Raw genomic sequence first — 25350 nt, forward strand, 5'->3', positions numbered from 1 at the left:
CGTTTAACCAGGCATTAAGCAGATACCTTCATGGAAAAGACCTACCAGCCCGAGAATATTGAGCGTCAGTGGTACCAGAACTGGGAGCAGAAGGGTTACTTCCGTCCGCAGGGCGAAGGCGACTCCTACTGCATCATGATCCCGCCGCCCAATGTCACCGGCAGCCTGCACATGGGCCATGCGTTCCAGCACACCATCATGGACACCCTGACCCGGTTCCGCCGCATGCAGGGCCGCAACACGCTCTGGCAGGTAGGCTCCGACCACGCGGGCATCGCCACGCAGATGGTGGTCGAGCGCAAACTGGCCGTGGAAGAGGACAAGAACCGCCACGATCTGGGCCGCGACGAGTTCATCAAGCGTATCTGGGACTGGAAAGAGGAATCCGGCGGCACCATCACCCGCCAGATGCGCCGCCTGGGTAACTCGGTGGACTGGGATCACGAGCGCTTCACCATGGACGACGGCTTCTACAAGGCGGTCCAGGAAGTCTTTATCCGCCTGTACGACGAGGGCCTGATCTACCGCGGCAAGCGCCTGGTCAACTGGGACCCGAAACTGCACACCGCCATCTCCGACCTGGAGGTGGAGAACAAGGAAGAGAAGGGACACTTCTGGCACCTGCGCTACCCGCTGGCCCACGGTGAGACAACCCGCGACGGTAAGGACCACCTGGTGGTGGCCACCACCCGCCCGGAAACCCTGCTGGGCGACACCGCGGTCGCCGTGCATCCGTCCGACGAGCGCTACCAGCATCTGATCGGCAAGACCGTCATGCTGCCCCTGGTCAACCGTGAGATCCCCATCATCGCCGACGAGCACGCCGATCCGGAAAAAGGCTCCGGCTGCGTGAAGATCACCCCGGCCCACGATTTCAACGACTACGCCGTCGGCAAGCGCCATGAACTGCCGATGATCAACGTGATGACGCCGGATGCCGATATCCGCGCCGAAGGCGAAGTCTTCAACAGCGACGGCACCGCCAACACCGACATCAGCGGCGCCCTGCCCTCCGCCTACGCCGGTCTGTCCCGCGAGGACGCCCGCAAGCAGATCGTCGCCGATCTGGACACCGACGGCCTGCTGCATCAGGTGGAAGACCACGTTCTGAGCGTGCCGCGCGGCGACCGTTCCGGCCTGATCATCGAGCCGATGCTGACCGACCAGTGGTTCGCCGACGCCAAAACCCTGGCCAAGCCGGCCATCGAAGCGGTGGAAGACGGTCGCATTGAGTTCGTGCCCAAAAACTACGAGAACATGTACTTCTCCTGGATGCGCGACATCCAGGACTGGTGCATTTCCCGCCAGCTCTGGTGGGGCCACCGCATCCCGGCCTGGTACGACGCCGAGGGCAACATCTATGTGGGCCGCGACGAAGCGTCTGTGCGCGAGAAGTACAGCCTGGCCGCCGACCTCAACCTGGAGCAGGACGCCGACGTCCTCGACACCTGGTTCAGCTCCGCCCTGTGGACCTTCGGTACCCTGGGCTGGCCGGAAGACAGCGAGCGCCTGGCCACGTTCCACCCCACCGACGTGCTGGTCACCGGCTTCGACATCATCTTCTTCTGGGTCGCCCGGATGATCATGATGACCATGCACTTCATGAAGGACGAGAACGGCCAGCCGCAGGTCCCGTTCAAGACCGTTTACGTCACCGGCCTGATCCGCGACGAACAGGGCAACAAGATGTCCAAGTCGAAGGGCAACGTCCTCGACCCGCTGGACATGATGGACGGCATCTCCCTGAACGACCTGCTGGACAAGCGCACCGGCAACATGATGCAGCCACAACTGGCGCAGAAGATCGCCAAGCGCACCAAGAAGGAATTCCCGGAAGGCATCAGCGCCCACGGCACCGACGCCCTGCGCTTCACCCTGGCGTCCCTGGCCACCACCGGCCGCGACATCAACTGGGACATGAAGCGCCTGGAAGGCTACCGCAACTTCTGCAACAAGCTGTGGAACGCCGCCCGCTATGTGCTGATGAACACCGAAGGCGAGGACTGCGGCACCAACGACGAGCCGGTGGAACTGTCCCTGGCGGACCGCTGGATCATCAGCGCCCTGCAGACCTGCGAGAAAGAAGTGACCCGCCACCTGGACCAGTACCGCTTCGACCTCGCCGCCTACGCCATCTACGAGTTCATCTGGAACGAGTACTGCGACTGGTACCTGGAGCTGTCCAAGCCGGTACTGACCGACGACAACGCCTCCGCCGAAGCCAAGCGCGGCACCCGCCGCACCCTCGTGCGCGTACTCGAAGCCGTGTTGCGCATGGCGCACCCGATCATTCCTTACATTACCGAGGAAATCTGGCAGCGCGTGGCGCCGCTGGCCGGCAAGTCGGGCGACACCATCATGCTGCAGCCCTACCCGCAGGCCGAAGAGAGCCGGATCGATGCGGATGCCGAAGCGGACATCGAATGGCTCAAAGGCGCCATCGTCGCCGTGCGCAATATCCGTGGCGAGATGAACATATCACCCGCCAAGCGGATTCCAGTACTGCTGCGCGGCCCGGACGCCGACCACCAGCGCATGGAGAAGAACCGCAGCTTCCTGGTCTCCCTGGCCAAGCTGGAGAACCTGACCTGGCTGGGCGACGAAGAGGCCCCCATGTCCGCCACCCAACTGGTGGGCGAGATGGAAGTGCTGGTGCCCATGGCCGGCCTGATCGACAAGGACGCCGAACTGGCTCGCCTGGACAAAGAGCTGGAACGCATCGGCAAGGACATCAAGCGCCTGGAGGGCAAGCTGGGCAACGAGAGCTTCACTGCCAAGGCCCCGGCCGAAGTGGTGGAGAAAGAGAAAGCCAAGCTGGCCGACGCCGAAAGCAGTCTCACCCGCCTGCAGGACCAGCGCGGCAAGATCGAAGCCATGTAAAACCGCTGGAGCCGGCGCCCGATGACCGAATCGACCGTTCCCCCGATCCTGATCATCGGCGCCGGCGCCATGGGCCGCACCTGGGCGGCGCATCTGCAGCCCACTCGGCCCGTGGTCTTTGCCACCCGCCGCTCGCCGGGCGATACCGTCAGCTATCTGATGACGGACACCGACGGCGTCCAGCGCCACGTCTCCATTCCCCTCTGGGATCACCTGCAGTCGCTCTCGGCCGCCCTGGTCATGACCAAGGCGCCAGACGCCGAGGCTGCGGTTGAGCGGCTTCAGGCCGATCTCCCCGCGCACCTTCCACTGGTTCTCTTCCAGAACGGCATGGGCAGCCAACAGACAATCCGGGACCGTTTCGGGCCTCACCACCCGGTGCTGGCCGCGTCCACCACCGAGGGCGCCTACATCGCATCGGAAGGCCATCTGGTCCACGCCGGTCGCGGCACCACCTGGCTGGGTGGACTGAACGATTCCGGTCGCGCCAGCGTAGATACCGTGCGCCCGTTGCTGACTCCCTGCGGCCTGCGCCTGGACGTCGACCCGGATATTGAGGCGCGACTGTGGCAGAAACTGGCGATCAACGCCGGCATCAACCCGTTTACCGCCCTGCTCGACTGCCCCAACGGTGAGATCCTGGGAACGCCCTACTTCGAGGAACGCATCGGCGCGGTGTGTCGCGAGGTGAGCGCGTTGATGCAGCACGAGGGGCGCCACGCCAGCCCGACAGCGCTGGAACAGCAGGTGCGGGACGTGGCCCGGCGCACGGCGGCCAACAGCTCGTCAATGCGCCAGGACGTACGCGCCGGACGAAGCACCGAAATAGACATGATGAACGGGTTCGTCGCCCGGGCTTCGGCCGCCGCCGGGCTGGCCGCTCCGGTCAACCAAGCCCTGGCCGACGCTGTAAAAGCACTCTGACGAGGACAGGATTCATGGGTTATCGACTTTCCAAGATCTATACGAAGACCGGGGACGACGGCTCCACCGGGCTGGCGGACGGCAGCCGCATTGCCAAGAACGCCCAACGGGTGGACGCCATGGGCACCGTCGACGAACTGAACTGCCAGATCGGCGTGCTGATTGAAGAACTGGACGGGGAGGCCGAACTGGCGACGCTGCTGCGCCAGATCCAACACCATCTGTTCGACCTGGGCGGCGAGTTCGCCATACCGGGCAGCCACATGATCGGCGACGGCCACATCGAGTGGCTGGAAAACACGCTGGACGAATGGAATGAAGCCTTACCGCCGCTGAAAAACTTCATCCTGCCCGGCGGTCGGCGCGACGCCGCACACTGCCATCTGGCCCGCGCCATCTGCCGCCGCGGCGAGCGGGTGGTGGTGGCCCTTGGGCACGAAGATTCCATTAACGACGCTTCGCGCCGCTACCTGAACCGGTTGTCGGACCTGCTGTTCGTGTTTGCCCGCATCCTCGCCCGCCGCAATGGCGGCGAGGAGGTACTCTGGTCCCCTTCCCCGGATAAGCCCAAAGACTGACCGCCTGGCGCGCCGCCCGGACGGACGGCGGCGCTCACACCCGGAAAGACGCCACCAGCCGGCGCAGCTCGCCGGTCAGGCCTGACATTTCCTGCGCCGCCGACAGCGTTTCCTGCGCATTGCCGGCGGTACGATGGCCCAGGTCGGTGATCTGCTCGACGTTGGTGTTGATGTTCTTAGCCACCGCCGACTGCTCTTCGGACGCCTGGGCGATCTGGTGGCTCATATCCACGATGGTGGAAATCCCCGCCAGAATCTTCTCCAGGGCATCGGTGACTTCCGAGGATTTGGCCACGGTGGCGTCGGTCACCTCATGACTGTTGGTCATGGCGCTCACCGCCTCACGCACACCGCCCTGCAGGCGACCAATCATTTCTTCGATGTCCTCCGTCGAACGGTGCGTGCGCTGGGAAAGGGAACGCACCTCATCCGCCACCACCGCGAAACCGCGCCCCTGCTCCCCGGCGCGGGCCGCCTCGATGGCGGCGTTCAGGGCCAGCAGGTTGGTTTGCTCGGCAATCGCCTTGATCTCCACCAGCACCTGGCTGATGCTGTCACTGTCCTGGCTGACGCGGTTGATCACGTCCACGGCCCCACGGATTTCATGAGCCAGCGTATGGATCGTGTCGACGGTTTCGGCGACCACCTGACGACCGGTTTCCGCGTCCTTCTCGGCGTGACCGGCCGAGTCCGACGCGCGCTGGGCGCTTTCCGCCACTTCCTGCACCGTGTCCACCATCTGCTGCATGGCGTCGGAAATCTGGTCGGTTTCCGCCATCTGCCGGGTCACCGCCTCGCTGTTGGCGCTGGCGCTGTCGTTCACCCGGGACGCCTGGCCATCCACGTCGCCGGTAGTACGGCTGACCGAACGCACCAATTCCGCCATGTGCCGGGTCATGTTATTGAATTCGCCGGTCAGGGCGCCCAGCTCGTCACGGTTATCCAGCTGGATCTGAGCGGTCATGTCACCCGCGGCCACCTGTCGGGCCGCCGCGCCAAACCGGTTGATCGCCGTGCGCACCGACAGGAAGAACCCCAGGTAGAGATAGACCACCACCAGGAGCAGCGCTCCCAGCACCAGGAAGATCGTCAGGCGCTGCCCGGCTTCATCCGCCAAGCGCGCCTCGAGATTGCCGCGCACAATGCTGAACAGGGTGTCCTGCAGGGCAAAATGACGCTCGATCTCTGGCGTCACCAGGGCATCAAAGTCCTGCCAGGACATTTCCAGCCGGTACGGCGTAATGACGTTCACATCCAGTGCATCGCGCACCGCGACGCTGCTCTGCACCACCGAATCAATCGCGTCGGCATGCTGCTTCAGGACCGGGGACGCGCCAACCGCGACCTGGAATTCCGACTCAATGCGGCTGTTGAGACTCGTAAGCTCGTCGAAAAGACCGTTCATCACATCGGCCAGGGCATAGCCCACGGTGCCCTGATCCAGCGCGTAGATACCGAAGGCGCGCACTCGCCCCTCAAGGCTGGCCGAATCATGGACCGAGTTGGCGGCCAGCTGCAGCAGCATCTGGTTGTCCGGATCGGCATCCCGGGCCAGACCGGACACCTTCAGCGTCGATTCCAGCAGCGCCCGGGTCTTCTGCACGAATTCCTGGTAGTAACCAATCTGGGGATCGATGTTGCTCTGGAAAATGTCTTCCTGTCGGAGCTGCTGCCACGCCTGCCCCACCGCAGCGACCTGCGCATTCCAGGCGCCGTTGTGGTCGAATCCGGGCCGGGACGCCTGCAGCGCCTCGAGGGTCCCGTCAATCCGCTGTGCGGCTTCATCACTCATGGACAGGAACGCGTCATCATTGCGCACCTTGCCAACGGCGCGGTAGTCACGGTAGTCGTACGCGGCACGGACCAGCGCATTAACACGGTCCAGTTGCGTCAATCCTTCCGCCTCTTCACTGATGGCGGCGATGGACTGGTTGAGCTGGCTGACCAGCAGGTAGGACAGGCCGCCAATCGGCAGCAGGAACAGGACACTGATGAGGCCGAACTTATAGATCATCGGCAACCGGTTCATCAGCGCGACGGCAGGATACAGCAGTTGACTCACACGTTCCCCCTCTAACACGCGTGCTGGCCAATCCACAGCCAGGGTTCTTGTTTTTTGTTATGTCACGCTTCTTCACGTGCTGGGTGTCGGCAGCCGCGAGATAGCGTCGTTATGGTTATTATCGGCCGGCGTTCGATAAAGTTGAGTTTTATCGTTTTTCTTCAGGCCATGACAGGCCGGCACCGGTTTTACGTAAACACCCCGCCAATGGCCAGCAATGCCAGGGCACAGATCCACACGAACAGACTGCGGTTCATCAGGTCGCGTACCGCGCGCAGGCTGCGCTCACCGTAGTCCTGCCACTCGTCCGGGTGCGTCCGGGCGAAGCGGTCCGGGTCAAGCGAATAGCTCGACAACGCCCGATTGGCGCTATCGAACAGCAGGTCCGCCGCGGCCATACCGGGTGACAGGATGCGCCGTCCGGCACCGCCCATCCAGCCCGCCAGATCACCCGCCACACCGAAGCTGATGCTGAGCAGGCGCGCCGGAATCCAGGCAATCGGGAAAACGAAGCGGGCAAAGGTTTCACGGCCGGCCGGATGTGGCCAGTGATCCCGCAGGGCCACCGCCAGGCGCGCACCGACGGCGCCCGCCGGGCCGGCCAGCACGTACCAGAAAATCACCAGGAAATAACGCTCGAACACCACCGCCACAAATTGGCGCGCCAGCAGTCGATGCAGTTCCCGCGGCTCCGTCGCCAACCCGCGCTCCGGCGCTGGAAGCAGATGATTGACGTGGTGCCAGGCGGCCTGGGCATCCCCACGGCGCCAGGCTTCGCCATAGGCCCCCAACGGATTACGCCAGCCCGGCACACCCATCATAGCCAGCAGCACGACCAGGTCGAGCAACCAGGTCAGCGGCCACACCGGGCTTCGTTGCAGTGCGATATTCAACACAGCCACCGCGACCACCAGCAGAACCAGCAATGCCAGGCCAAGCCCCGCGCGCGCCTCACGGCCCGCCGCCACCCCGGGGAATCGGGCCAGCGCCCGGCGCAGCCAGCCTTCCGCCCCTTCGCGGGGAGAGCTGTCGAGAAACCGCCGCATCACATAGGCCACCAGCAGAATGACAAAGCCCATTAGCAGGAGTCTCCAGCCGGAGGGACCGCATCCGCCAGGCACCGCCGGAAATGCGACCAGTCGAACGCCGGCCCCGGGTCCGTCTTGCGACCGGGCGCGATGTCGCAGTGGCCCGTCATGCGCTCAGGCGTCACCGCTGGCCAGCGCGTCCGGATCGCCTGGGCAAGAGCCGCCAGCGTCCGGTATTGTCCGGCTTCGTAGGGCAAGTCATCGGTGCCTTCCAGCTCGATGCCGATACTGAAGTCGTTACATTCTTCTTCGCCGAGAAAACACGAGCGCCCGGCGTGCCAGGCCCGATCCTGAAAGGACACGAACTGCACGCAGGTGCCGTCACGGCGCACCAGCGCGTGGGCCGATACACGCAGATCGCGGATTTCCTGGAAATAAGGATGCTCCGCCGCGTCCAGCTGGTTGCAGAAAAAACGCTCGATGGCGTCTCCACCAAACCGGCCCGGCGGCAGGCTGATGTTATGGACCACCAGAAGCGAGATGGGGCGCTCGGGAGGGCGGGGCCCGAAGTTGGGCGACGGGCAGTGTTCAACGTCGACGAGCCAGCCGGCATCGTCAATCTGGAAGGTTTGGTTACGGGACCGGGCAGTCAAAATGCATCCATCGCTTGTTCAGGAGGAAACCGAAATCCGGTCCGCCATTCTACGTCGATTCATGCACAAAGCAACGAAGTGCCGCCCACCGGGCAAAGGCGGCTACCCGGAACACCGTCAGTCCCGGCGGTTATGGCGCAGGTTGTCGATGATCGATTCCAGCGCCCGGTCGAAGATCAGGCCATCATCGAGCATGCTGACTTCTCCCGTGGAAAGCGCCTGGGCCACATCTTCCAGGGTGTATTCCTTGACCTTCGCACCATTGCGGTTAACGAAAATGAACTTGCCGGTCGCCTTGATCACCGCGGCCAGCTTACAGCGGCTCTTCTGGCCGTCGTTGAGCAACTCCACCCAGGAACCCACCCGCAGCTTCTGAGCCATGTCCTGCCAGCGTGGATCAACATCGGCATGCTCGGTCCCGACTGTTTCTTCCGCTGCCGGAGCAACCGGCGCCCGAGGCGCCTCCGGGGTATTCGCGGCCTCGGCAACCGGTGCCGGCTCCGTCGGCTCGCTGACCTGAGGCGCCTGGAACTCGGCGACAGCCTCAGCCACTGACGCATCAACCGGCGGTTCCGGCGTGTCGACCGGAGCCGCTACCGGAGACTGCAACGCCAGCTGCTGCAGGATATCCACATGGGCCAGCTCCAGATCCCGAATCAGGGCATCGCTGGCGAACGGGTCCCAGGAAATGGAATGCAGGGATTTGCGCAGGTTGTCCACGATGGACGGGATGCGACGCAGCAGTTGGGCGCGGGTTTCATCGGTCACCGGAGCAGGATCAACACTCCACACCAGTTCCCGGGCCAGCTCGACCGAATGGGTCCAGGCATCGCTGCCCTCACCTTCGCGCAAGTAGAGGAACTGCAGCACTTTCATCCAGGGCTCGCCCAGGATGGTATGAACTACTTCAGGAAGCTGGCGACCGGACTGCAGCGGCTCCAGCACCAGGCGGGCCGCCTCACGGGCGCGCTCCTGCCGGGCGCGGCCTTCCTCGGCGTCACGCAGCCGCTGCTCGACCAGCTCTCGGCGGCGCCGGTCAAGATCCATGAAGTGACTGAATTCCGCCAGCAGCTCGGAGAACAGTTCGACATTGTCGGTAAAGTCACCGACAAGACGATCCACCACCGCCTCGATCTTTTCACGCAGCGGATCACGCTGGCCGGCCGCTTTCTCGGTCCAGCCGATGCCCGCCATGGCCAGCTCGTTGAGCAACTTACGCGCCGGGTGGCCGCCCCGGTTGAAGAAGCTCCGGTCCAGCAGTGCCACCTTGAGGATCGGGATCTGCAGGCGTCCGATCACCATCTTCATCGCCTGCGGCAGTTGCCGGTCTTCGAGGATGAAATCGAACAGCATGGTCACCAGGTTGACCACATCGGCGTCCACCTGGTTCAACGACGCCATGGCCTGCCCCTTGCGGGCGAGCATCGTTTCCACCTGCCGGGTCAGATTGCCTCCGCCGGTGGTTTCTTCCTGGCCGTGCTCCGCATCGTGGACGTCATACCGGCTCTGGAGCTGCGCCAGTTGGCGCATCAGCTCCGTCGTCGTCATATCCGAGCCCGCACCGGCGCTACTGTCAGCCTGGGCACTGCCCTGCTGGGTGTGCAGCAGGGCCGACAGCTCGGAAAACGTCGCCTGATGGTCGCCCTCGACGGGAGGAAAACCATCCGGCCGGGTGGAGAGCTCTTCGGCGTCGGTCTGTTGCGGAGCCGACGCCGAGGCCTTGGGCGCCGGTCGTTTCTTCATCGGTGCGCCCACCGGCGGGCGCTTCATGTCCGGCAACACGCCCTGCTTGATCAGCAGCTCGTTGGCATCGCGGTAAAGACTGTCGAGCCGATGAATAAACAGCTTGTCGAACAGCTTGAGCACCACCAGCTTGGCGCGGATATCGATATCGAGATCGTTGCAGGCTTCCTGCAGACCGCTGCAGATCACTTCCGGACTGAGCGGCATATGCCGGTCTTCAAGCTTTGCCGCGGGGACCAAGTGCTGGAAACGGTGTACCAGCATGCGGATCAGCTCCTGGTGCCGGTTACGCAGCTTGTTGATCAGGTTGTCGATGGCCACTTGCTGCTCGTGATCACCGTGATCGACCAGACTGAGAGCCTCCTGATCAATTTCCGTGAGGCCGGAGGAGCGGGGGCGCGGATCGAACGAGCCCATTTCATTGAAAGCCCGGGCCACCCACTGCTGGATTGACAGGGACATCGCCTTGCGGCGCAGGCGCAGTTCGCGCATGGCATCGAAGTAGGCGGATTGATCCTGATTGGAACCGGCCTTGTCGGCCAGGTCGAACAGGGCATCGTCGGCACTGTCGAAGAATTCCGAGAGTTGCGTGCGCAGGGACTGCCCGGAATAGTCACGCAGCCGGATCAGCGATGCAGGCAACGAGAACGAACGTTCTCCGGATGCCTTGCGCAGATCCACAACGCGATTGTCACTGACCATGACGACTGCCTCCGAGCACTTGGCTGCGTACAATCGTCCTGGCTGACGATTGCAAACGGCCCATTTCACATGAGTTTACATCCACTCTGGCATCATAGGCGGAAACCGCGTCATCTTGTGTCAGGTTTTGTCACCATTTGTGACGGCCCAAACCACGTCACACTTTCAAACGATTTTGCCGCCGTTTCAATCAGTTGTAATCGCGACTAATTAACGTCGCGATCGCAGGTTGACGCTTTCGGTCACCCGGCCTCACGTTTGCGCCAACACGGGGCCGGCGGCGAAAATCAACCTTGGCGCGGTCCGGCAGAGCCATTAAACTCCGCTTTTCCGGACGCCCGGCCCAGGCCGGCCCCGAGAACCGCAGCCTATAACCGGAGCCCGAGCCCATGACCACCCCTGATCCCGCCCAGCTCAATTCCGCCCGAGCCCAGGCCGTTGCCCTGAGCCTGCAGGAAGATATCGGCAGCGGCGATATCACGGCCCGCCTGATTCCCGCGGATGTGACGGCGTCGGCCCGGGTCATTACTCGCGAGGAAGCCGTGATCGCCGGGCGTGAGTGGGTCGAGGAAGTGTTCCGCCAGGTGGATCCAACGGTCACGCTGACCTGGGCCTGCCAGGACGGTGACCGGGTAACGGCAGACGACACCCTGTTTACCGCCGAGGGGAATGCCCGCAGCCTGCTGACGGCAGAACGCTGCGCCCTGAACTGGCTGCAATCGCTGTCCGGCGTGGCCACCCGCTGCCGCCATTACGCCGACCGGGTTGCCCACACCTCCGTGCGCCTGCTCGACACTCGCAAAACCCTGCCCGGCCTGCGCCTTGCGCAGAAGTACGCGGTCACCTGCGGCGGCTGCCACAATCATCGCATCGGACTCTACGACGCCTTCCTGATCAAGGAGAACCACATCGCCGCCTGCGACTCCATCGCCAATGCCGTCGCAGAAGCCCACCGGATCGCCCCGGGTCGCCCGGTGGAAGTGGAAACCGAGAACCTGGACGAATTCCGCCAGGCCCTTGATGCCGGCGCCGACATCGTCATGCTCGATGAGTTCTCCCTCGACGACATGCGCACTGCCGTAGCCGAAAACAACGGCCGGGCACGCATCGAAGCCTCCGGCGGCATCACTGAAACCACCCTCGTCCCCATCGCCGAAACCGGTGTCGACTACATTTCACTGGGCACATTGACCAAAGATTTGAAGGCCGTCGATCTTTCCTTGCGCCTGAACATGTAGCATGCTTGTGACACATCGCGTCCCGCTACTCCGGGCTTACAGTCGGTAACCGTAAGCGTGTATCAACCCATGCAATTCGGAGTAAGCTTGGAGACGTGTGAGTAAATTGTAAAACCGTATGAAATGTAATGGACGCCGGGCAGCCAGGGAATGGACGGCCTGCTTTCGCACCGCCCCACGGCCCCAGCTTGCCTGGACCCGTTACTTACCAGGGAAGGGTTTCAATTGAACGCACCAGCTCGTTTGGCCGAGTCCGCCCGGACCCTGCTGGCTAACTTGCTGATTGCAGCGGCCGTCGTCGCGCTTGCTGTCGTCTGCATTCAACTGCCGTCGGGCGTCACGCCAGTGCCCGCGATCTGGCTGCCGTCCGGTTTTGCCCTGGCCCTGCTCGTCCTGCGATTCCGGAGTTCAGCGCTCCCGGTCTTCGTTGGCCTGATCGTGTCCGCCCTGGCGACCGGTTACCTGACCGGGCCCACCAATAACGACACCATCAACACGCTGGCGGCCAACCTGCTTTCCTATTGCCTTGCGCCGGGGCTGGCGTACTGGGTGTTCTGGAAGATGTCCCGCAGCCACAACCCGCTGTCGGACTACATTGGCTTCCTCTGGCTGCTCGGCGCCATCACCCTGGGGTCTGTCGCCGCAGCCCTGCCGGTGACCTATCTGGCGTCGCTCAACGCCACTCCGGACAGCCCGCCGCTGAACGAAGTCCTGCTGTTCGCCTGGTTTGCCCACAGCCTGGGCTGTCTGACCGTGACACCGCTGCTGCTAAGCCTGGTGCGAGAGCCATTGGTTGCACGTCTGTTCCAACGCCCCCTGGAATGGCTGCTGTGGCTGGCCGGCCTGCTCTTCATCCTCGGGCTGACCCTGCATAACGCCCTGCAGGCACTGACCCTGCTGCTGCCGCTGATGACCTGGTCGGCGACGCGCTTTTCCCTGGGCGGCAGCATGCTGGCCATTACCCTGGCCACCTTTGCGGCGCTGGCCAGCGTCTTCCTGATGGGCAGCCCCGATATGCCCCGCGGCATGGAAGTCCTGCTGGGGGAAACCCTGATCCTGGCCATCGCCGGTACCACCTGCTACCTGCGGGTCCTGCTGGCCGACCGCGAGCGCGTCGAGAACAGCCTCGAGTCCACGGTCGAGGAGCGTACCCGCGAGCTCCAGCTCACCAACTTCGAACTCAAGGACGAGATCTTCATCCGAGAACAGGCGGAGAAATCCTTCCGACGCTCGTCCCGGCATTTCCGGGCCCTGTTCGAGAACACCAGCAACCCGATCATCGTGGTGGATCAGGACAACCTTATCCGCCAGTGGAACAGCGCCGCCGAGTCGCTGTTCGGCTACAGCCGTGACGAAGCCCTGGACCGCAACCTGCTTGACACCTTTATCCCGCCGGAACAGCGTGACGAGCTGGCCTGGAAGATGACCAAAGTCCTGCACACGGGCCTGGACCGCGATCAGATCGAAACCCAGGTCAACAGCTTCGACGGCACCAGCCACACGCTGCTATGGAACCTAAACCGCCTGCACGAAGAAGATGAAGAAGCGCCGGCGCACATCATCCTGATTGGCCAGGACATCTCCGAGATCCGCGAAACCCAGAACCAGCTTCACTACCTGGCGCATTACGACGTCCTGACGGACACGGCCAACCGGCGCCTGTTCGAGGACCGCTGCCGGCAGGCCATCACCAGCGCACTGCGCCACGGCCACTACTGCGCCCTGATCGCGCTGGATGTGGATCACTTCAAACGCATCAACGACACCCTGGGCCACGACGCCGGCGACGAGCTGCTGCAGGAACTGGCCCGCCGCCTGCAACGCAACGTACGCCAGGAAGACACCATCGCCCGGTTGGGGGGCGACGAGTTCGCCATCCTGCTGAATCAGGTCAACGGCGCCGAAGGGTGCGAAAAAGTGGCCCGCAGCATCCTGTCGGCGATCACAGAGCCCGTTCGCGTACCGAGTGGCGAACTGGTCATCACCTCCAGCATTGGCATCACCCTGGCGCCGGTCGACGGCAAGACCTACGACGACCTCCTCAAGAACGCCGATATGGCGATGTACCGCGCCAAGAAGGCCGGCCGCAACAACATCCAGTTCTTCAGCCAGGACATGAACGAGGAAATGCAGCGCCAGATGGACTTGGAGCGGGAATTACGCGAGGCGATCCGCGTTGGCCAACTGGACCTCTACTACCAGCCCATCATCAACGTCCGCGACGGGCGCGTGGTGGCGCTGGAAGCCCTGCTGCGCTGGAATCACCCGACCCGCGGCCTGCTGACGCCACAGGATTTTCTCGATGTCGCCGAACAGACCGGACAGCTCCAGCAACTGGGCGAGTGGGTCTGCCACAACGCCTGCCTGCAATCCCGGGCCATCCAGGAGATGAGCCCAACGCCGGTCACGGTCAACATCAATCTGTCGTCGCGTCAGTACAATCACCCGCAACTGGCGTCCCGGCTGCATCGCATCATCCAGGACACACACCTGGACCCGAGCCTGCTGGCCCTGGAAATCGACGAGCGAGCTCTCAGTGATCGACTTGAGGAAACCGCAAAAACGCTGGATCGGCTGCGCACGCTCGGCATCGGCCTGGTGCTGGATCGCTTCGGTAGCGGTCTGTCGTCACTGAAACTGCTGCGGGATCTGCCGTTCGACCAGGTCAAGATCGATCCGGATCTGTTGCAACAGGCCCCGATCGAGGAAAACACGGCAGCCATCGTACACACCCTGATCAACCTGGCGCGCCAGCTTTCCCTGAAGGTGGCGGCCTCCGGTGTGGAAACAGCGGAAGAAGACGCGTTCCTGCGCGGCGCCGGCTGCCACCTTTTGCAGGGACATAGACTGTGTCCGCCCCTACCCAGTTCCGGTCTGGGCGAGCTGTTCAGGGATGTGCGCAAGGGACGCCGCCTGCTGCCGGAGGATCATTACTCCATCAGCATGCCGGAAGACGGCCGACAGAAAGGCACCGACGGCTAATTCCCCTGCCGGAGAGATGGGAAGGGGTCAGCGCTGGCCGGACAGGATCGAGTCAATCCGCGCCAGTTCGTTGATCAGGACACGGCCGGACACGCTCTCTTTGCGGAAAAATTCCTCCGCCATCGGCGCAATACCCGATACCGCCGGCAGGTCCCTATCCGCCTCAATGAGATCCTTCATGCGCGGCAGGAAAATGAACTGCAGCCACTGGGGAAAGGTCAGGGTGTCGACGCAGAAAGGCTGGGCGCTTTGCAGCGCTTCCGGGGATGGCGGCTGGTACTCCCAGTACTCCAGCCGGCGCAGTTCCACTTCGATGGTGAGCAGGCCATCCGCGACGTGCGCGGCGGCGGTTTCAGCTTGCTTGGTCAATGCGTTACTCCGCCCCGTCAAAGGGGTTCAACGTCCACCTTCTCGCCATTGAGCAGGCGGTAAAGATCCTGGTACTGACGCGTCAGGTTGTGCCTGGGCGCATAATGCACCAGCGGCTGTCGCGCCTGGTGGGATTCTCTCATTTTAACGGACGCCGATAAACGCACCCCGAGGATGGGCAAGCCCTCCTCCACCAGCTCCTGCACCAGGCGCCTGGGCAGTGAGGCGCGGGGCTGGAACTGGTTGGCAATGATGCCTTCGACGATCAGGTCGGGGTTGTGATCTTCCTGCAGATCCTGGATTTCGCCGAGGATGTTGTACAGCGCCTGCCGGGAGAAATCATCGCAGTCAAAGGGAATCAGGCAACGCTGGGCGGCGATCAGCGCCGAGCGGGTGTAGAAATCCAGCGCCGGCGCCGTGTCGACGTAGATTTCGTCGAAATTCTCGCCCAGCTTCTTCAGGGCTTCCCGCAGCTTGTAGATCTTGTGCTTGGCTTCGAGCTTGCGCTCCAGGTAATCCAGCTCGGGGCTGGAGGGCATCACGAAGAGATTGGAAAAACCGGTGGCGTGGACAAACTCATCGGGCCGGCGATTAAAGACCGAAAAGGAAACCGTCTGTTCAAGCAGATCGGCCACCGTGTCCTTGAGGTCCGCCGCCGGCTTGCCGAGCAAATACTGGGTCGAGTTGCCCTGGGGATCCAGATCCACCACCAGGGTACGCTTGCCTTCGGCGGCGCTGATCGCCGCCAGGTTACAGGTAATACTGGATTTCCCGACACCACCTTTCTGGTTGAATACGACGCGTCTCATGATGCCCTTCCCTTTTGTTGTGCGCGCCGGCGGCTCACGGTGCCGGCGCGGTTGACGTGCAAAAGGACGTGCGCGCTACCACCCCATGACGGCTTTCACGAACGGAATGGTCAGGCGGCGCTGTTCCCGCAGCGAACGCTCGTCCAGGCGCTCGAGGATCGACAGCAACTCTCCGGTATGTCGCGATGCGCGACGCAGGATAAAACGACTGACATCGTCGGGCAGCACCAGGCCCCGACGTTCGGCCCGGGTACCGAGTATCAGCAGGCGATCCTCGTCGCGCGGCAGTCCCAACTGCAGCACCACGCCATGTTGCAAGCGGGATGCCAGATCCTTGAGATCCACCTTGAGCTGCCCAGGCGGCGATCCGGCCGCAATGATCAACTGATGGCCGTTGTCCAGCATGCGGTTGAACAGGTGGAACAACGCCTCTTCCCAGTGCGGATCGCCCAGCACAGCCTCAATATCGTCCAGGCAGACCCGGGCAAAGGCCTCCATGCCCTGCAGCGCCCGCGGACCGATCGGCATCAGCTCTTTCAGGTTAAGGCACAGCGCCTTGAGCCCAAGATCCTCGGCGTGGTGGCAGACTGCCTGCAACAGGTGGCTCTTTCCAGTGCCGCTGTCACCGCAGACGACGATCACCGGTAGATTGGCGTCTTCTGACAAGGCCTGGAGTTTACGGGCCGGCAAGGCATTGCGCTGCCCCAGGTAGTTCGCGAATGTAGCGTCGTCGCGCAGACGGACACCGAGTGTCAATTGTGAACCGTCTAGTGAGTTGCCTGCCATGCCCGACGCGCCCAAACCAGAGTGTAATGAAGGCCGCTGATGACCGCGGTGGCGGTAACCAGCCAAATGCCGCATGGCAGTGCCCAGGCCGGCATTGGCAGGCCGGCCTGGTAAACGACAATCGCCAGCACCACCACAATCTGGACCAGCGTATTGAGCTTGCCCAGCAGACTTGGTGCCATCTCGAAGCGACCGATGAAATAGTGAAAGGCCAGCGCTCCGCCGACGATCAGGAGATCCCGCCCCAGCACCAGCACGAACAGCCACACCGGCAGGATGCCGGTCAGCGTAAGAATCAGGTAAGCGGTTATCAACAGTCCCTTGTCCGCCAGTGGATCCGCGATGGCCCCCACGCGCGATTTCCAGTCGAACTGACGCGCCAGGAAGCCATCAAAGCCATCGGATAACGCCGCCACCACGAATACCAGCAGCGCCGTCCTGTACTCTTCATGATACAGGGCAATCGCAAACGGGACTATCAGCAGCAACCGGAGAAACGTCAGCGCGTTGGGAATCCAGCGCCAGCGGTTGATCTCCCTCACCTGGGTGCCCACCTGCTCATTCAGCCGCTGCCTGCGCCGCCCCATCGCCGACCCAGCGATAGTGCAGCACGGGGTACAGGGACTCGAAGTCCTGGTCCGAACCGGCATCCGCGCTCTCTGCATCGGATGCCGCTGGCCGGTAGTTCAGGCCGACGTCAGCGCCCTGGTCACCGACTGGCTGATTGCCTTCTTGCGGGGCCGCCTCGGTGGACGCGGTCGGATTTTCAGCGGCTTCCGGCTGCCGCCCTGCATCCGGCGCCTGACCGACTGTCGAGGCAGACATGTCGGCTGCGGATTGGGAGGGCTGCGACGCCACCCCTACCGCCTCGACCTCACCGGCCACAGGTTCGAAGCGCTTATCCAGCGCGATGTATTCCTTCAGGACCGAAAGCTCACCGGAAAACGCCACTCGCATGGTGGTTTCATCAACGCTGGCCTGCACGGGGCCGGCGGAGACCACCGGTGTCATCCGCTGCAGGGAGGACATGACCGCCCCGTAGTCCTCAACGGTGGCTATGTCGTCAATCACCAGATCCACGCGCTGCGACTCGGAAACCTGCCCGGCATCCACCGAATAACGGTCTGCCAGCAGGTCCGACCAGGCGTCGACCACCGCCACGGCGACCGCTTCCGACGATGGCTCACCGCGAATCTCGCCAGTCTCGGAGAAAGCAGGGCCTTCCAGCAACCAGCGGGCCTCCCAGGACGAGCCGCGCCGGCTGATGTTCACCACCGTCATCAGGTTGTGGGAATAGCCGCTGGCTTCGGCGCGCAGGCTATCCATGAACTGGCCGCGTATTTCCGATACCAGATCCCGGTTGTTCCGCACGTCTGACGACGGCAACACCATCGGCAGGCCACGTTTAACCGCCGCCTCGCTGAACGCCCGGGCCCAGCGCCCGCGCTCGTTGAGCCCATCGTCGTCCCGGGTCAGCACCCAGCGGTCGCGTCCGGAATCCACCGCGATCCAGCTCAGGGTCAGGGGGCGGTTGGCACCCCATACCGGCACCTGCAGATCGGCCAGGGCCCGGTTGACGCCCACCGAACCGAAGGTCATCAATAACTCGTCGCTGCCGTCAGGCGACCGCTGGAACTGGTAGGACTGCAGCAGGGATTCGGCCTCGTCGAGCAGCGGGGCAACCTCCTCGCTGTCAACAATCTCCCGATTCCCCGACACCCGCATCAGCACCTGACGTAACCCTTCCCGGTACGCCGCCTGCTGGGCGGATGCGGATGTGTTGGCCACCGGCACCTGCGCGCGGTAGAGCCCATCGACCGTGACCGCTCCGGCGACCAGCGGAATCAGGGCCAGGAGACAGGAAAACGCCATCCGGATCGACAACTTGGCTACAGACTTCATTCAACACCCTGCTGTTCGCTTGAATGGCGCATAGGATACACCATGGCCCCGGCACTGAGTAGCGAGCGGGGGCCACGCTATCTCACCATTTCGTAACGCATTGCACGCGTCTGCCGAACATCGCGGCCACTTTCGGCAAACACGACCAACAAGCATTTGGACGCCACTTCGCCACCTGCTAAAATTGCCGCCCTTTTTCCTGATCAGAGCAACGGACATCATGAGCGACCAGAAAACCGGACTCACCTATCGTGACGCGGGTGTGGACATCGATGCCGGCAACGCCCTTGTCGAGCGTATCAAGAACACAGCGGTGCGGACCCGCCGCCCGGAAGTGCTCGGCGGCCTGGGTGGGTTTGGCGCCATGATGGCACTGCCCTCCGGCTACAAGGAACCGATCCTTGTCTCCGGCACCGACGGCGTTGGCACCAAACTGCGCCTGGCCATGCAATTGGGCCAGCACGACACCATCGGCATCGACCTGGTCGCCATGTGCGTCAACGATCTGGTGGTCGGCGGCGCCGAGCCCCTGATGTTCCTGGACTACTACGCCACCGGCAAACTGAACGTCGACGTGGCCGCTGACGTGGTGGACGGCATCGGCCGCGGCTGCGAGCTGGCCGGCTGCGCGCTGGTGGGCGGCGAGACGGCGGAAATGCCCGGCATGTACGAAGGCGACGACTACGACCTGGCCGGCTTCTGCGTCGGCGTGGTCGAGCGCAGCGAGATCATCGACGGCTTCAATGTCCGGTCCGGCGACGCCCTGATCGCACTGGGCTCCTCGGGCCCCCACTCCAACGGCTACTCGCTGATCCGCAAGATACTGGAAGTCAGCCAGGCCGACCTGGACACCCCCATCGGCGACACCACGCTCGCCCAGGCGCTGATGGAGCCGACGCGGATCTACGTCAAGAACCTGCTCAAGCTTCTGAAAACCGTCGACGTGCGCGCCATGGCGCACATTACCGGCGGCGGCCTTCCGGAGAACATTCCCCGCGTGCTGCCGGACGGCGCCACCGCCGTCGTCGACACCGAGAGCTGGACTCTGCCCCCGGTGTTCGAATGGCTCAAGCAGGCCGGCGGCGTCGAGGCCAACGAGATGTACCGGACCTTCAACTGCGGCATCGGCATGGTGATCTGCGTTCCCGCCGATCAGGCTCAGGACGCCCTGGACACCCTCGCCGGGCTGGGCGAAAACGCCTGGCGCCTGGGTCACATCGAACAGGCCGCCAAAGACGCCGTCGACGCCGATCGCGTCGTCTATCGTCCGGGTGCCGCGCGCGTATGACCTCGCAAGCCACACCGTCGAGCAGTGATGACGCCCTGGAAGCACGCATCGTCGTGCTCATCTCGGGCGCCGGCAGCAACCTGCAGGCACTGATCGAAGCCACCGCCTCCAGCGATTTTCCCGGCCGCATCGTCGCGGTCGGTTCCAATCGCCCCGAGGCCACCGGCCTGGGGCGCGCCGACCAGGCCGGCATCGAGACCTTCGTGCTGGACCACACCGGCTACGGTGACCGCCAGAGCTTCGACGTGGACCTGCTGCGCAAGCTGGAAGGATACAACCCGGACCTGGTGATCCTGGCCGGGTTCATGCGCATCCTGACGCCGGACTTCGTCCGCTATTTCCGCGGCAAACTGATCAACGTGCATCCGTCGCTGCTGCCCAGATACCAGGGCCTGAAAACCCACCAGCGAGCGCTGGATGCCGGCGACTCGGTGCACGGCGCCTCGATCCACTTCGTCACCGAGGAACTGGACGGCGGCCCCGTGATCGCCCAGGCGGAAGTCCCCGTCCTGGAAAACGACACCGCAGACACGCTGGGCGCGCGCGTCCAGGCCCGGGAGCACGTACTCTACCCGATCATTGCGCGCTGGTTCTGCGAAGGCCGGATTGCGCTGGGCAACGACGAGGCGCTGTTCGACGGCAGCCCGATGCCGGCCATCCTGACGTTGCCGGCCGACGTCTACCAGTAAGCCTCCCCATTTCCTCCCTGTAAGTTGCGGGGCGAGCCCGCATGCTCTAGCGTTGAGAGTGTCCGCATCAGGCGAGCCCGGCTCGCCCGATGTTCCAGTGCCGTGACAAGGAAGACGCCGGATGATGAACGCTCCTCCGCCCCTGGCTACCTTTTTTTCCTGGGCACTCCTGGTCCTCATTGCCAGCCTCCCCAGGCTGGCCGCAGCTGAAAGCGAAGAGGAGGCCCTGCTGCCCTACGAGGCGTCCTATCGGGCCACCCTGGAAAAGGGCATCCCCTTCAACGGATCCGCCACCCGCAGCCTCGCCCTCCAGGACGACGGCAGCTGGCTGTACACCTTCAAGGTGGAATCCTTCATTGCCGACATCACCGAAACATCACGCCTCAACTGGATCGAAGGACAGGCCAAACCGTCTACCTACCGTTACGCCCTGGAAGGCATGATGATTCGCGACCGGACCCGCTCCATCAACCTCAACTGGGCGGACCAGCACGCAACCGGCCACTATGAGGACCGCGACATCGACCTGAGCGTACCGGCCACGGCCCAGGATCCCCTGAGCTACCAGCTGCAACTCCAACAGGATATCCGGCTGGGCAAACAGACGATGCATTACCAGGTGATCGACAAGAACCGGATTGAGGAAGACACCTTCGCGGTGCTCGGAGAGGAAACGCTGAACGGCGAATTCGGGTCGGTCAATACCATCAAGGTGGAGAAAGTCCGGGAAGAGGAGGCCAAGCGCACGACCCTGATGTGGTTTGCCCCGGAGTGGGATTACCTGCTGGTGCGTCTGCTACAGATCGAGAAAGACGGAACCCGCTACGAGATCCACCTGGAATCGGCCCGCGTCAACGGCGAGCCGATCCAGCTTCCGCCCAAATCGTGAGCACCTCGTCGGCGATGGCCCTCAGGCCCTCGGCGACGCGCTCATCGTCCTGGGAATAGGTCACCCGCAGGCATTCGTGGCGGTGACGCCAGTCGTCCTCGGGCAGACCGGGGAAAAAATAGTGGCCGGATACCACCAAGACGCCGCGCCGCTTGAGGCGCTCGTATAGCGCCAGACTGGACACCGGCAGATCCGGGAACCACAGCCACAGGAACATCGCCCCTTCCGGCTTATGCACCGCCCACGGGCAACGCTCGCCCAGGGCATCCTCCAGCACCGCCACCGCCTTGCGCATCTTGCGCTGGTAGAATGGGCAGACCACGTCGCGGCTCAGGGACAGGATCTCACCACTGCGCACCAGCGGCTCCGCCAGCATGGCGCCGAAGCTGCCGGTGGCCAGGTTCATGATGGCGTTGATGCCCGACAATGCCTTGATCACCGGCTCGGCAGCAATCACGATGCCGGTCCGCGCCGCGGGCAACCCCAGCTTGGACAGGCTCAGGCAGAGAATGATGTTGTCGTTCCAGCGCGGCGTGGCGTCCACGAACAGCAGGCTGGGAAACGGCGTGCCATAGGCGCCGTCGACGATCAGGGGCACGTCACGCTCCGCGGCAATCGCTTCCAGCCGCGCCATTTCCTCGTCGGTAACCACGTTGCCGGTGGGGTTGGTCGGCCGCGAGACACAGATCGCGCCGGTCTCTTCCGTCACCTCCAGGGCGTCGAAATCGACCCGGTACTTGAACTCGTGCGGGCCGGTGTGGGTGATTTCCGGCTTGACGGCGTGAAACAGGTCCTTGCCCAGTCCGGCATCGGCGTAGCCGATGTACTCCGGCGCCAACGGCAGCAGGATATGACGCTGGCGCCCCTCTCCATCGTCGCCGCCAAACATGTTGAACAGCATGAAGAACGCCGCCTGGCTGCCGTTGGTCAACGCGATGTTGGCCGGGGTCAGGTCCCAGCCGTATTCGCGGTTGAGCAGCTCGACCAGCGCCGCAATGAACTGCTTCTCCCCCTGCGGCGGATCGTAGATGCCCACCAGCCGGCGAAACGCGTCCTCATCATCGACGATATCGCCGAGCACCTGCCGCAGCCGAGCCTGCATCTCCGGCACCTGACCGGGATTCCCGCCGCCCATCATGATCATATCGTCCCCGGACGCCAGGGCGTTACCCAGATCATCCATGAGCGACGTAATGCCGGCCTCGGCGGTGAACTTGCGGCCAAAGGCGGAGAGTTTCATGGCGTGTCCTATGTGTCTTGCGGGCTATTCGTCTTCGAGAGCAATGCCAAGATTGCTGACGCCGTCATTGGCCGCTTCGGTGCGTATCGAACGCAGGAATTCGGCCGTGGGCACACGCTGCTTCTTGAGAGACTGCACCAGATCCCGCTGAAACACCTTGTCGACCTTCATTAACTCGTGACGGTCAAGCAGGCGCACCAGGGCGTCTTCATCGAGATCTTCGCCTTCGGACATCTCGATAAACTGGGCCACCGTAGCGGTCGCCCACTGGGAGGCATCCAGGGCCCGCGGGCGGGTCGAGTTGAGACGATTGAGCAGCGCCTGCTCCAGCAGCTTGCAGAAATCGTCGGCGGGATAAACGCCGTACATGTCGTAGCCGTCCGGGTTCGGCGCCAGGCTTTCCAGCCGAGCCAGCGCCTGGGTGACCCGGGCATCGCCGGCCTTTTCTTCGACCATCCCCCAGGCCTCGTCCAGCAGCAGGCGCATTTTCGCGCCTTTCTTGGCACCAATCGCCTCATCGAACAGGACGTAGTTGGGGAAAGCGCGCTCGGCGAGGGCGAGAATGAAGATGCACTCCCGCCAGCCACGCATCTGCTCGAGGGCTTTGATGAACTGATTGGCGTTCACGGGAGTATCTCCATTCCGGTCGAGGTGCAGCGTCGCCGTCGATCAGGTACGCGGCAGGGTCACGCCCCGCTGCCCCTGATACTTGCCGCCGCGATCGCGATAGCTGGTCTCACAGACCTCGTCGGACTCGAAGAACAGCATCTGGGCCACACCTTCGTTGGCGTAGATCTTCGCCGGCAGATTGGTGGTGTTGGAGAATTCCAAGGTCACCTGGCCTTCCCACTCCGGCTCGAGCGGCGTGACGTTGACGATGATGCCGCAGCGGGCATAGGTCGACTTGCCAAGGCACACCGTCAGCACATTACGCGGAATGCGGAAATATTCGACCGTCCGGGCCAGGGCAAAGGAGTTCGGCGGAATGATGCAGACGTCGCTGGACACGTTGACGAAGCTGTCGTCGTCGAAGTTCTTCGGATCCACCGTCGCGGAATGCACGTTGGTGAAGATCTTGAATTCCCGGCTGCAGCGCACGTCGTAACCGTAGCTGGAGGTGCCATAGGAAATGACCCGGCCCTTTTCGGACTCGCGCACCTGATCGGCCTCGAACGGCTCAATCATCCCGTGCTCCTGCGCCATGCGCCGGATCCATTTATCAGATTTAATCGTCATCGTCTGTGTCTCGCAAAACGTCGGGAGGCAGCGCCGGAGCCGGGCTGGCGCGGCGCGCTGGTAAAGGGGAACTATGGTAACGCCTGGGCGGGGCGAAGACAAAGGCGCAAACGCCCGCAACCGAAGGCAACGGGCGCCGCTTCCGCTCAGTCGTCGCTGATGGAGATGCTGGGAATCGGTGAGCTGAGATTGCGTTCACGACGGGACAGTAACGCCGCCATGCGACGCGCCGAGTCTCGGTAAATACGGGCGACTTCCGAGTCCGGCTCGGCAACGACGGTGGGCTGGCCGCTGTCGGTCTGCTCGCGGATGGTCATGTGCAGCGGCAACTGGCCGAGCACCGTGGTGTCGTAGCTTTCCGCTACGCGGTGCCCGCCGCCCTCGCCGAACAGCGGCTCGTGATGGCCGCAGTTGCTGCAGATGTGCACGCTCATATTCTCGATCACGCCCAGCACCGGGATGTCCACCTTGCGGAACATCTCGATGCCCTTCTTGCAGTCCAGCAGGGCGATATCCTGGGGCGTGGTGACCACCACCGCGCCGGTAACGGGCACCTTCTGCGCCAGCGTCAGCTGGATATCACCGGTGCCCGGCGGCATATCGACGATCAGGTAGTCCAGGTCGTTCCACTGGGTCTGGGTCAGCAACTGCTGCACCGCGCCGCTGACCATCGGCCCGCGCCAAACCATCGGCGTCTTGTCGGTGACCAGGAACGCCATGGACATCGCTTCGACGCCATGGGCCGGCACTGGAATGAACCACTTATTGTCACGCGTCTGCGGCCGGGTGCCCTCCGGAAGGCCGAGCATCATACCCACGCTAGGCCCATAGATGTCCGCATCGAGGATCCCGACCCGGGCGCCTTCCATCTGCAGCGCCAGCGCCAGATTGACCGCGGTGGTGGATTTACCCACCCCGCCCTTGCCAGACGCCACGGCGATGATGTTTTTCACGCCGGCGATGGACTGCAGGTCTTTCTGGGCCTGATGGGCACGCACCGCGTGGCCGGTGTTCACGGTTGCCTCGTCGACGCCGGGCACGGATTCCACTGCGTTACCCACCAGCTGACGCAAAGCGCCGGCAATGCCTTCCGCGGGATACGGCAGCTCCACGTTGACCGTCACCCAGGCGCCATCGATGTCGACCGACTTGACCGCGTCTATCGCGAACAGGTCGGTTTCCAGGTAGGGGTCGCGGTATTCACGAATCGCCGCTTCGACAGCATCGCGGGAAATCTGGGTCATAGAGGTCTCCAAAGCCGGGCAATCGCCGGGTAAAATACAGTACCCGAGTAAAATACTGTGTTATTTCGCAAAGCCTATTTAAGCACAGGTCCGGGGCTCACAGAACCA

Annotated in this window: 21 protein-coding genes; 8 read left to right on the forward strand and 13 right to left on the reverse strand. The window is 63.4% G+C overall.

The features are described from left to right. Positions 1-30 precede the first annotated feature (30 nt). Genes DKK67_RS12455 through DKK67_RS12465 form a run of 3 tightly spaced genes read left to right on the forward strand, consistent with a single transcriptional unit; the run spans position 31 to position 4382 of the window. The gene (locus DKK67_RS12455) at positions 31-2880 is read left to right on the forward strand and encodes a valine--tRNA ligase (RefSeq protein WP_111496640.1); all 2850 of its coding nucleotides are present in this window, start codon (positions 31-33) and stop codon (positions 2878-2880) included. 21 nt (positions 2881-2901) lie between these two features. After that, positions 2902-3804 (forward strand): ketopantoate reductase family protein, encoded by a 903-nt coding sequence (locus DKK67_RS12460; protein WP_111496641.1) that lies wholly within the window; start codon positions 2902-2904, stop codon positions 3802-3804. Between the two features lie 14 nt (positions 3805-3818). After that, positions 3819-4382, forward strand: coding sequence for a cob(I)yrinic acid a,c-diamide adenosyltransferase (locus tag DKK67_RS12465; protein WP_111496642.1), 564 nt, complete (start codon positions 3819-3821; stop codon positions 4380-4382). A 34-nt stretch (positions 4383-4416) separates the two neighbouring features. On the opposite strand, the gene DKK67_RS12470 is transcribed toward DKK67_RS12465, so the two are convergent. The 4 genes from DKK67_RS12470 to DKK67_RS12485 form a co-directional block, all read right to left on the reverse strand. After that, the gene (locus DKK67_RS12470) at positions 4417-6444 is read right to left on the reverse strand and encodes a methyl-accepting chemotaxis protein (protein WP_111496643.1); all 2028 of its coding nucleotides are present in this window, start codon (positions 6442-6444) and stop codon (positions 4417-4419) included. A 188-nt stretch (positions 6445-6632) separates the two neighbouring features. After that, positions 6633-7523, reverse strand: a complete 891-nt coding sequence (gene ampE, locus DKK67_RS12475) for a regulatory signaling modulator protein AmpE (protein WP_111496644.1) — start codon at positions 7521-7523, stop codon at positions 6633-6635. Next, positions 7523-8092 (reverse strand): 1,6-anhydro-N-acetylmuramyl-L-alanine amidase AmpD, encoded by a 570-nt coding sequence (gene ampD / locus DKK67_RS12480; RefSeq protein WP_228160629.1) that lies wholly within the window; start codon positions 8090-8092, stop codon positions 7523-7525. The genes ampE and ampD overlap by 1 nt, the downstream gene beginning before the upstream one ends. Before the next feature lie 150 nt (positions 8093-8242). Next, a complete protein-coding gene (locus DKK67_RS12485) occupies positions 8243-10570 on the reverse strand; it encodes a DUF1631 domain-containing protein (RefSeq protein ID WP_111496646.1) in 2328 nt (775 codons plus the stop codon). Between the two features lie 389 nt (positions 10571-10959). Between DKK67_RS12485 and nadC the strand changes: the two genes are divergently transcribed. After that, the gene (gene nadC, locus DKK67_RS12490; protein ID WP_111496647.1) at positions 10960-11808 is read left to right on the forward strand and encodes a carboxylating nicotinate-nucleotide diphosphorylase; all 849 of its coding nucleotides are present in this window, start codon (positions 10960-10962) and stop codon (positions 11806-11808) included. Between the two features lie 225 nt (positions 11809-12033). Then, a complete protein-coding gene (locus DKK67_RS12495; protein ID WP_162628827.1) occupies positions 12034-14790 on the forward strand; it encodes a bifunctional diguanylate cyclase/phosphodiesterase in 2757 nt (918 codons plus the stop codon). Positions 14791-14817: 27 nt separating this feature from the next. Here the strand turns inward: DKK67_RS12495 and DKK67_RS12500 are convergent, their stop codons facing one another. The 5 genes from DKK67_RS12500 to DKK67_RS12520 form a co-directional block, all read right to left on the reverse strand. Then, positions 14818-15159: a YqcC family protein gene (locus tag DKK67_RS12500; RefSeq protein ID WP_111496649.1), complete on the reverse strand. Its 342-nt coding sequence runs from the start codon at positions 15157-15159 to the stop codon at positions 14818-14820. 17 nt (positions 15160-15176) lie between these two features. Continuing rightward, positions 15177-15968 carry a ParA family protein gene (locus DKK67_RS12505; protein ID WP_111496650.1) on the reverse strand — a complete coding sequence of 264 codons (792 nt, stop codon included), beginning with the start codon at positions 15966-15968 and terminating at the stop codon, positions 15177-15179. Positions 15969-16043: 75 nt separating this feature from the next. Continuing rightward, entirely contained in the window at positions 16044-16754 is a 711-nt protein-coding gene (gene hda / locus DKK67_RS12510) for a DnaA regulatory inactivator Hda (protein WP_111496651.1), read from the reverse strand. After that, positions 16736-17341, reverse strand: coding sequence for a CDP-alcohol phosphatidyltransferase family protein (locus DKK67_RS12515; protein ID WP_204355782.1), 606 nt, complete (start codon positions 17339-17341; stop codon positions 16736-16738). Before DKK67_RS12515 ends, hda begins: the two co-directional genes overlap by 19 nt. Continuing rightward, positions 17313-18656, reverse strand: a complete 1344-nt coding sequence (locus tag DKK67_RS12520; protein ID WP_111496652.1) for a DUF2066 domain-containing protein — start codon at positions 18654-18656, stop codon at positions 17313-17315. Before DKK67_RS12520 ends, DKK67_RS12515 begins: the two co-directional genes overlap by 29 nt. A gap of 220 nt (positions 18657-18876) precedes the next feature. On the opposite strand from DKK67_RS12520, the gene purM reads away from it, so the two are divergent. The 3 genes from purM (at position 18877) to DKK67_RS12535 (ending at position 21522) form a co-directional block, all read left to right on the forward strand. Then, on the forward strand, positions 18877-19944 hold the full coding sequence (purM, locus tag DKK67_RS12525) for a phosphoribosylformylglycinamidine cyclo-ligase (protein ID WP_111496653.1): 1068 nt from the start codon (positions 18877-18879) through the stop codon (positions 19942-19944). Further along, the gene (gene purN / locus DKK67_RS12530) at positions 19941-20633 is read left to right on the forward strand and encodes a phosphoribosylglycinamide formyltransferase (RefSeq protein WP_111496654.1); all 693 of its coding nucleotides are present in this window, start codon (positions 19941-19943) and stop codon (positions 20631-20633) included. The genes purM and purN overlap by 4 nt, the downstream gene beginning before the upstream one ends. A gap of 121 nt (positions 20634-20754) precedes the next feature. After that, on the forward strand, positions 20755-21522 hold the full coding sequence (locus tag DKK67_RS12535) for a DUF3108 domain-containing protein (protein WP_111496655.1): 768 nt from the start codon (positions 20755-20757) through the stop codon (positions 21520-21522). On the opposite strand, the gene DKK67_RS12540 is transcribed toward DKK67_RS12535, so the two are convergent. The 4 genes from DKK67_RS12540 to apbC all read right to left on the reverse strand — a co-directional run bounded on the left by DKK67_RS12540 (position 21485) and on the right by apbC (position 25242). Then, positions 21485-22762 carry a valine--pyruvate transaminase gene (locus DKK67_RS12540; RefSeq protein WP_111496656.1) on the reverse strand — a complete coding sequence of 426 codons (1278 nt, stop codon included), beginning with the start codon at positions 22760-22762 and terminating at the stop codon, positions 21485-21487. The genes DKK67_RS12535 and DKK67_RS12540 overlap by 38 nt on opposite strands. 24 nt (positions 22763-22786) lie before the next feature. After that, complete coding sequence (locus tag DKK67_RS12545) at positions 22787-23389, reverse strand: YjaG family protein (protein ID WP_111496657.1); 603 nt, start codon at positions 23387-23389, stop codon at positions 22787-22789. 42 nt (positions 23390-23431) lie between these two features. Next, complete coding sequence (gene dcd / locus DKK67_RS12550; RefSeq protein WP_111496658.1) at positions 23432-23998, reverse strand: dCTP deaminase; 567 nt, start codon at positions 23996-23998, stop codon at positions 23432-23434. 146 nt (positions 23999-24144) lie between these two features. Then, positions 24145-25242, reverse strand: coding sequence for an iron-sulfur cluster carrier protein ApbC (apbC, locus tag DKK67_RS12555; RefSeq protein ID WP_111496659.1), 1098 nt, complete (start codon positions 25240-25242; stop codon positions 24145-24147). Positions 25243-25350: the final 108 nt, after the last annotated feature.

It is taken from the genome of Marinobacter bohaiensis, assembly GCF_003258515.1.
GTDB lineage: Bacteria > Pseudomonadota > Gammaproteobacteria > Pseudomonadales > Oleiphilaceae > Marinobacter_A > Marinobacter_A bohaiensis.

Bases quoted from the DNA above. Each gene is read 5' to 3' on its own strand.
- DKK67_RS12455 (WP_111496640.1), top strand. From the start codon at position 31: ATGGAAAAGACCTACCAGCCCGAGAATATTGAGCGTCAGTGGTACCAG.
- DKK67_RS12460 (WP_111496641.1), top strand. From the start codon at position 2,902: ATGACCGAATCGACCGTTCCCCCGATCCTGATCATCGGCGCCGGCGCC.
- DKK67_RS12465 (WP_111496642.1), top strand. From the start codon at position 3,819: ATGGGTTATCGACTTTCCAAGATCTATACGAAGACCGGGGACGACGGC.
- ampE (WP_111496644.1), bottom strand. From the start codon at position 7,523: ATGGGCTTTGTCATTCTGCTGGTGGCCTATGTGATGCGGCGGTTTCTC.
- DKK67_RS12485 (WP_111496646.1), bottom strand. From the start codon at position 10,570: ATGGTCAGTGACAATCGCGTTGTGGATCTGCGCAAGGCATCCGGAGAA.
- nadC (WP_111496647.1), top strand. From the start codon at position 10,960: ATGACCACCCCTGATCCCGCCCAGCTCAATTCCGCCCGAGCCCAGGCC.
- DKK67_RS12505 (WP_111496650.1), bottom strand. From the start codon at position 15,968: ATGAGACGCGTCGTATTCAACCAGAAAGGTGGTGTCGGGAAATCCAGT.
- hda (WP_111496651.1), bottom strand. From the start codon at position 16,754: ATGGCAGGCAACTCACTAGACGGTTCACAATTGACACTCGGTGTCCGT.
- DKK67_RS12515 (WP_204355782.1), bottom strand. From the start codon at position 17,341: ATGGGGCGGCGCAGGCAGCGGCTGAATGAGCAGGTGGGCACCCAGGTG.
- DKK67_RS12520 (WP_111496652.1), bottom strand. From the start codon at position 18,656: ATGAAGTCTGTAGCCAAGTTGTCGATCCGGATGGCGTTTTCCTGTCTC.
- purM (WP_111496653.1), top strand. From the start codon at position 18,877: ATGAGCGACCAGAAAACCGGACTCACCTATCGTGACGCGGGTGTGGAC.
- purN (WP_111496654.1), top strand. From the start codon at position 19,941: ATGACCTCGCAAGCCACACCGTCGAGCAGTGATGACGCCCTGGAAGCA.
- DKK67_RS12535 (WP_111496655.1), top strand. From the start codon at position 20,755: ATGATGAACGCTCCTCCGCCCCTGGCTACCTTTTTTTCCTGGGCACTC.
- DKK67_RS12540 (WP_111496656.1), bottom strand. From the start codon at position 22,762: ATGAAACTCTCCGCCTTTGGCCGCAAGTTCACCGCCGAGGCCGGCATT.
- dcd (WP_111496658.1), bottom strand. From the start codon at position 23,998: ATGACGATTAAATCTGATAAATGGATCCGGCGCATGGCGCAGGAGCAC.
- apbC (WP_111496659.1), bottom strand. From the start codon at position 25,242: ATGACCCAGATTTCCCGCGATGCTGTCGAAGCGGCGATTCGTGAATAC.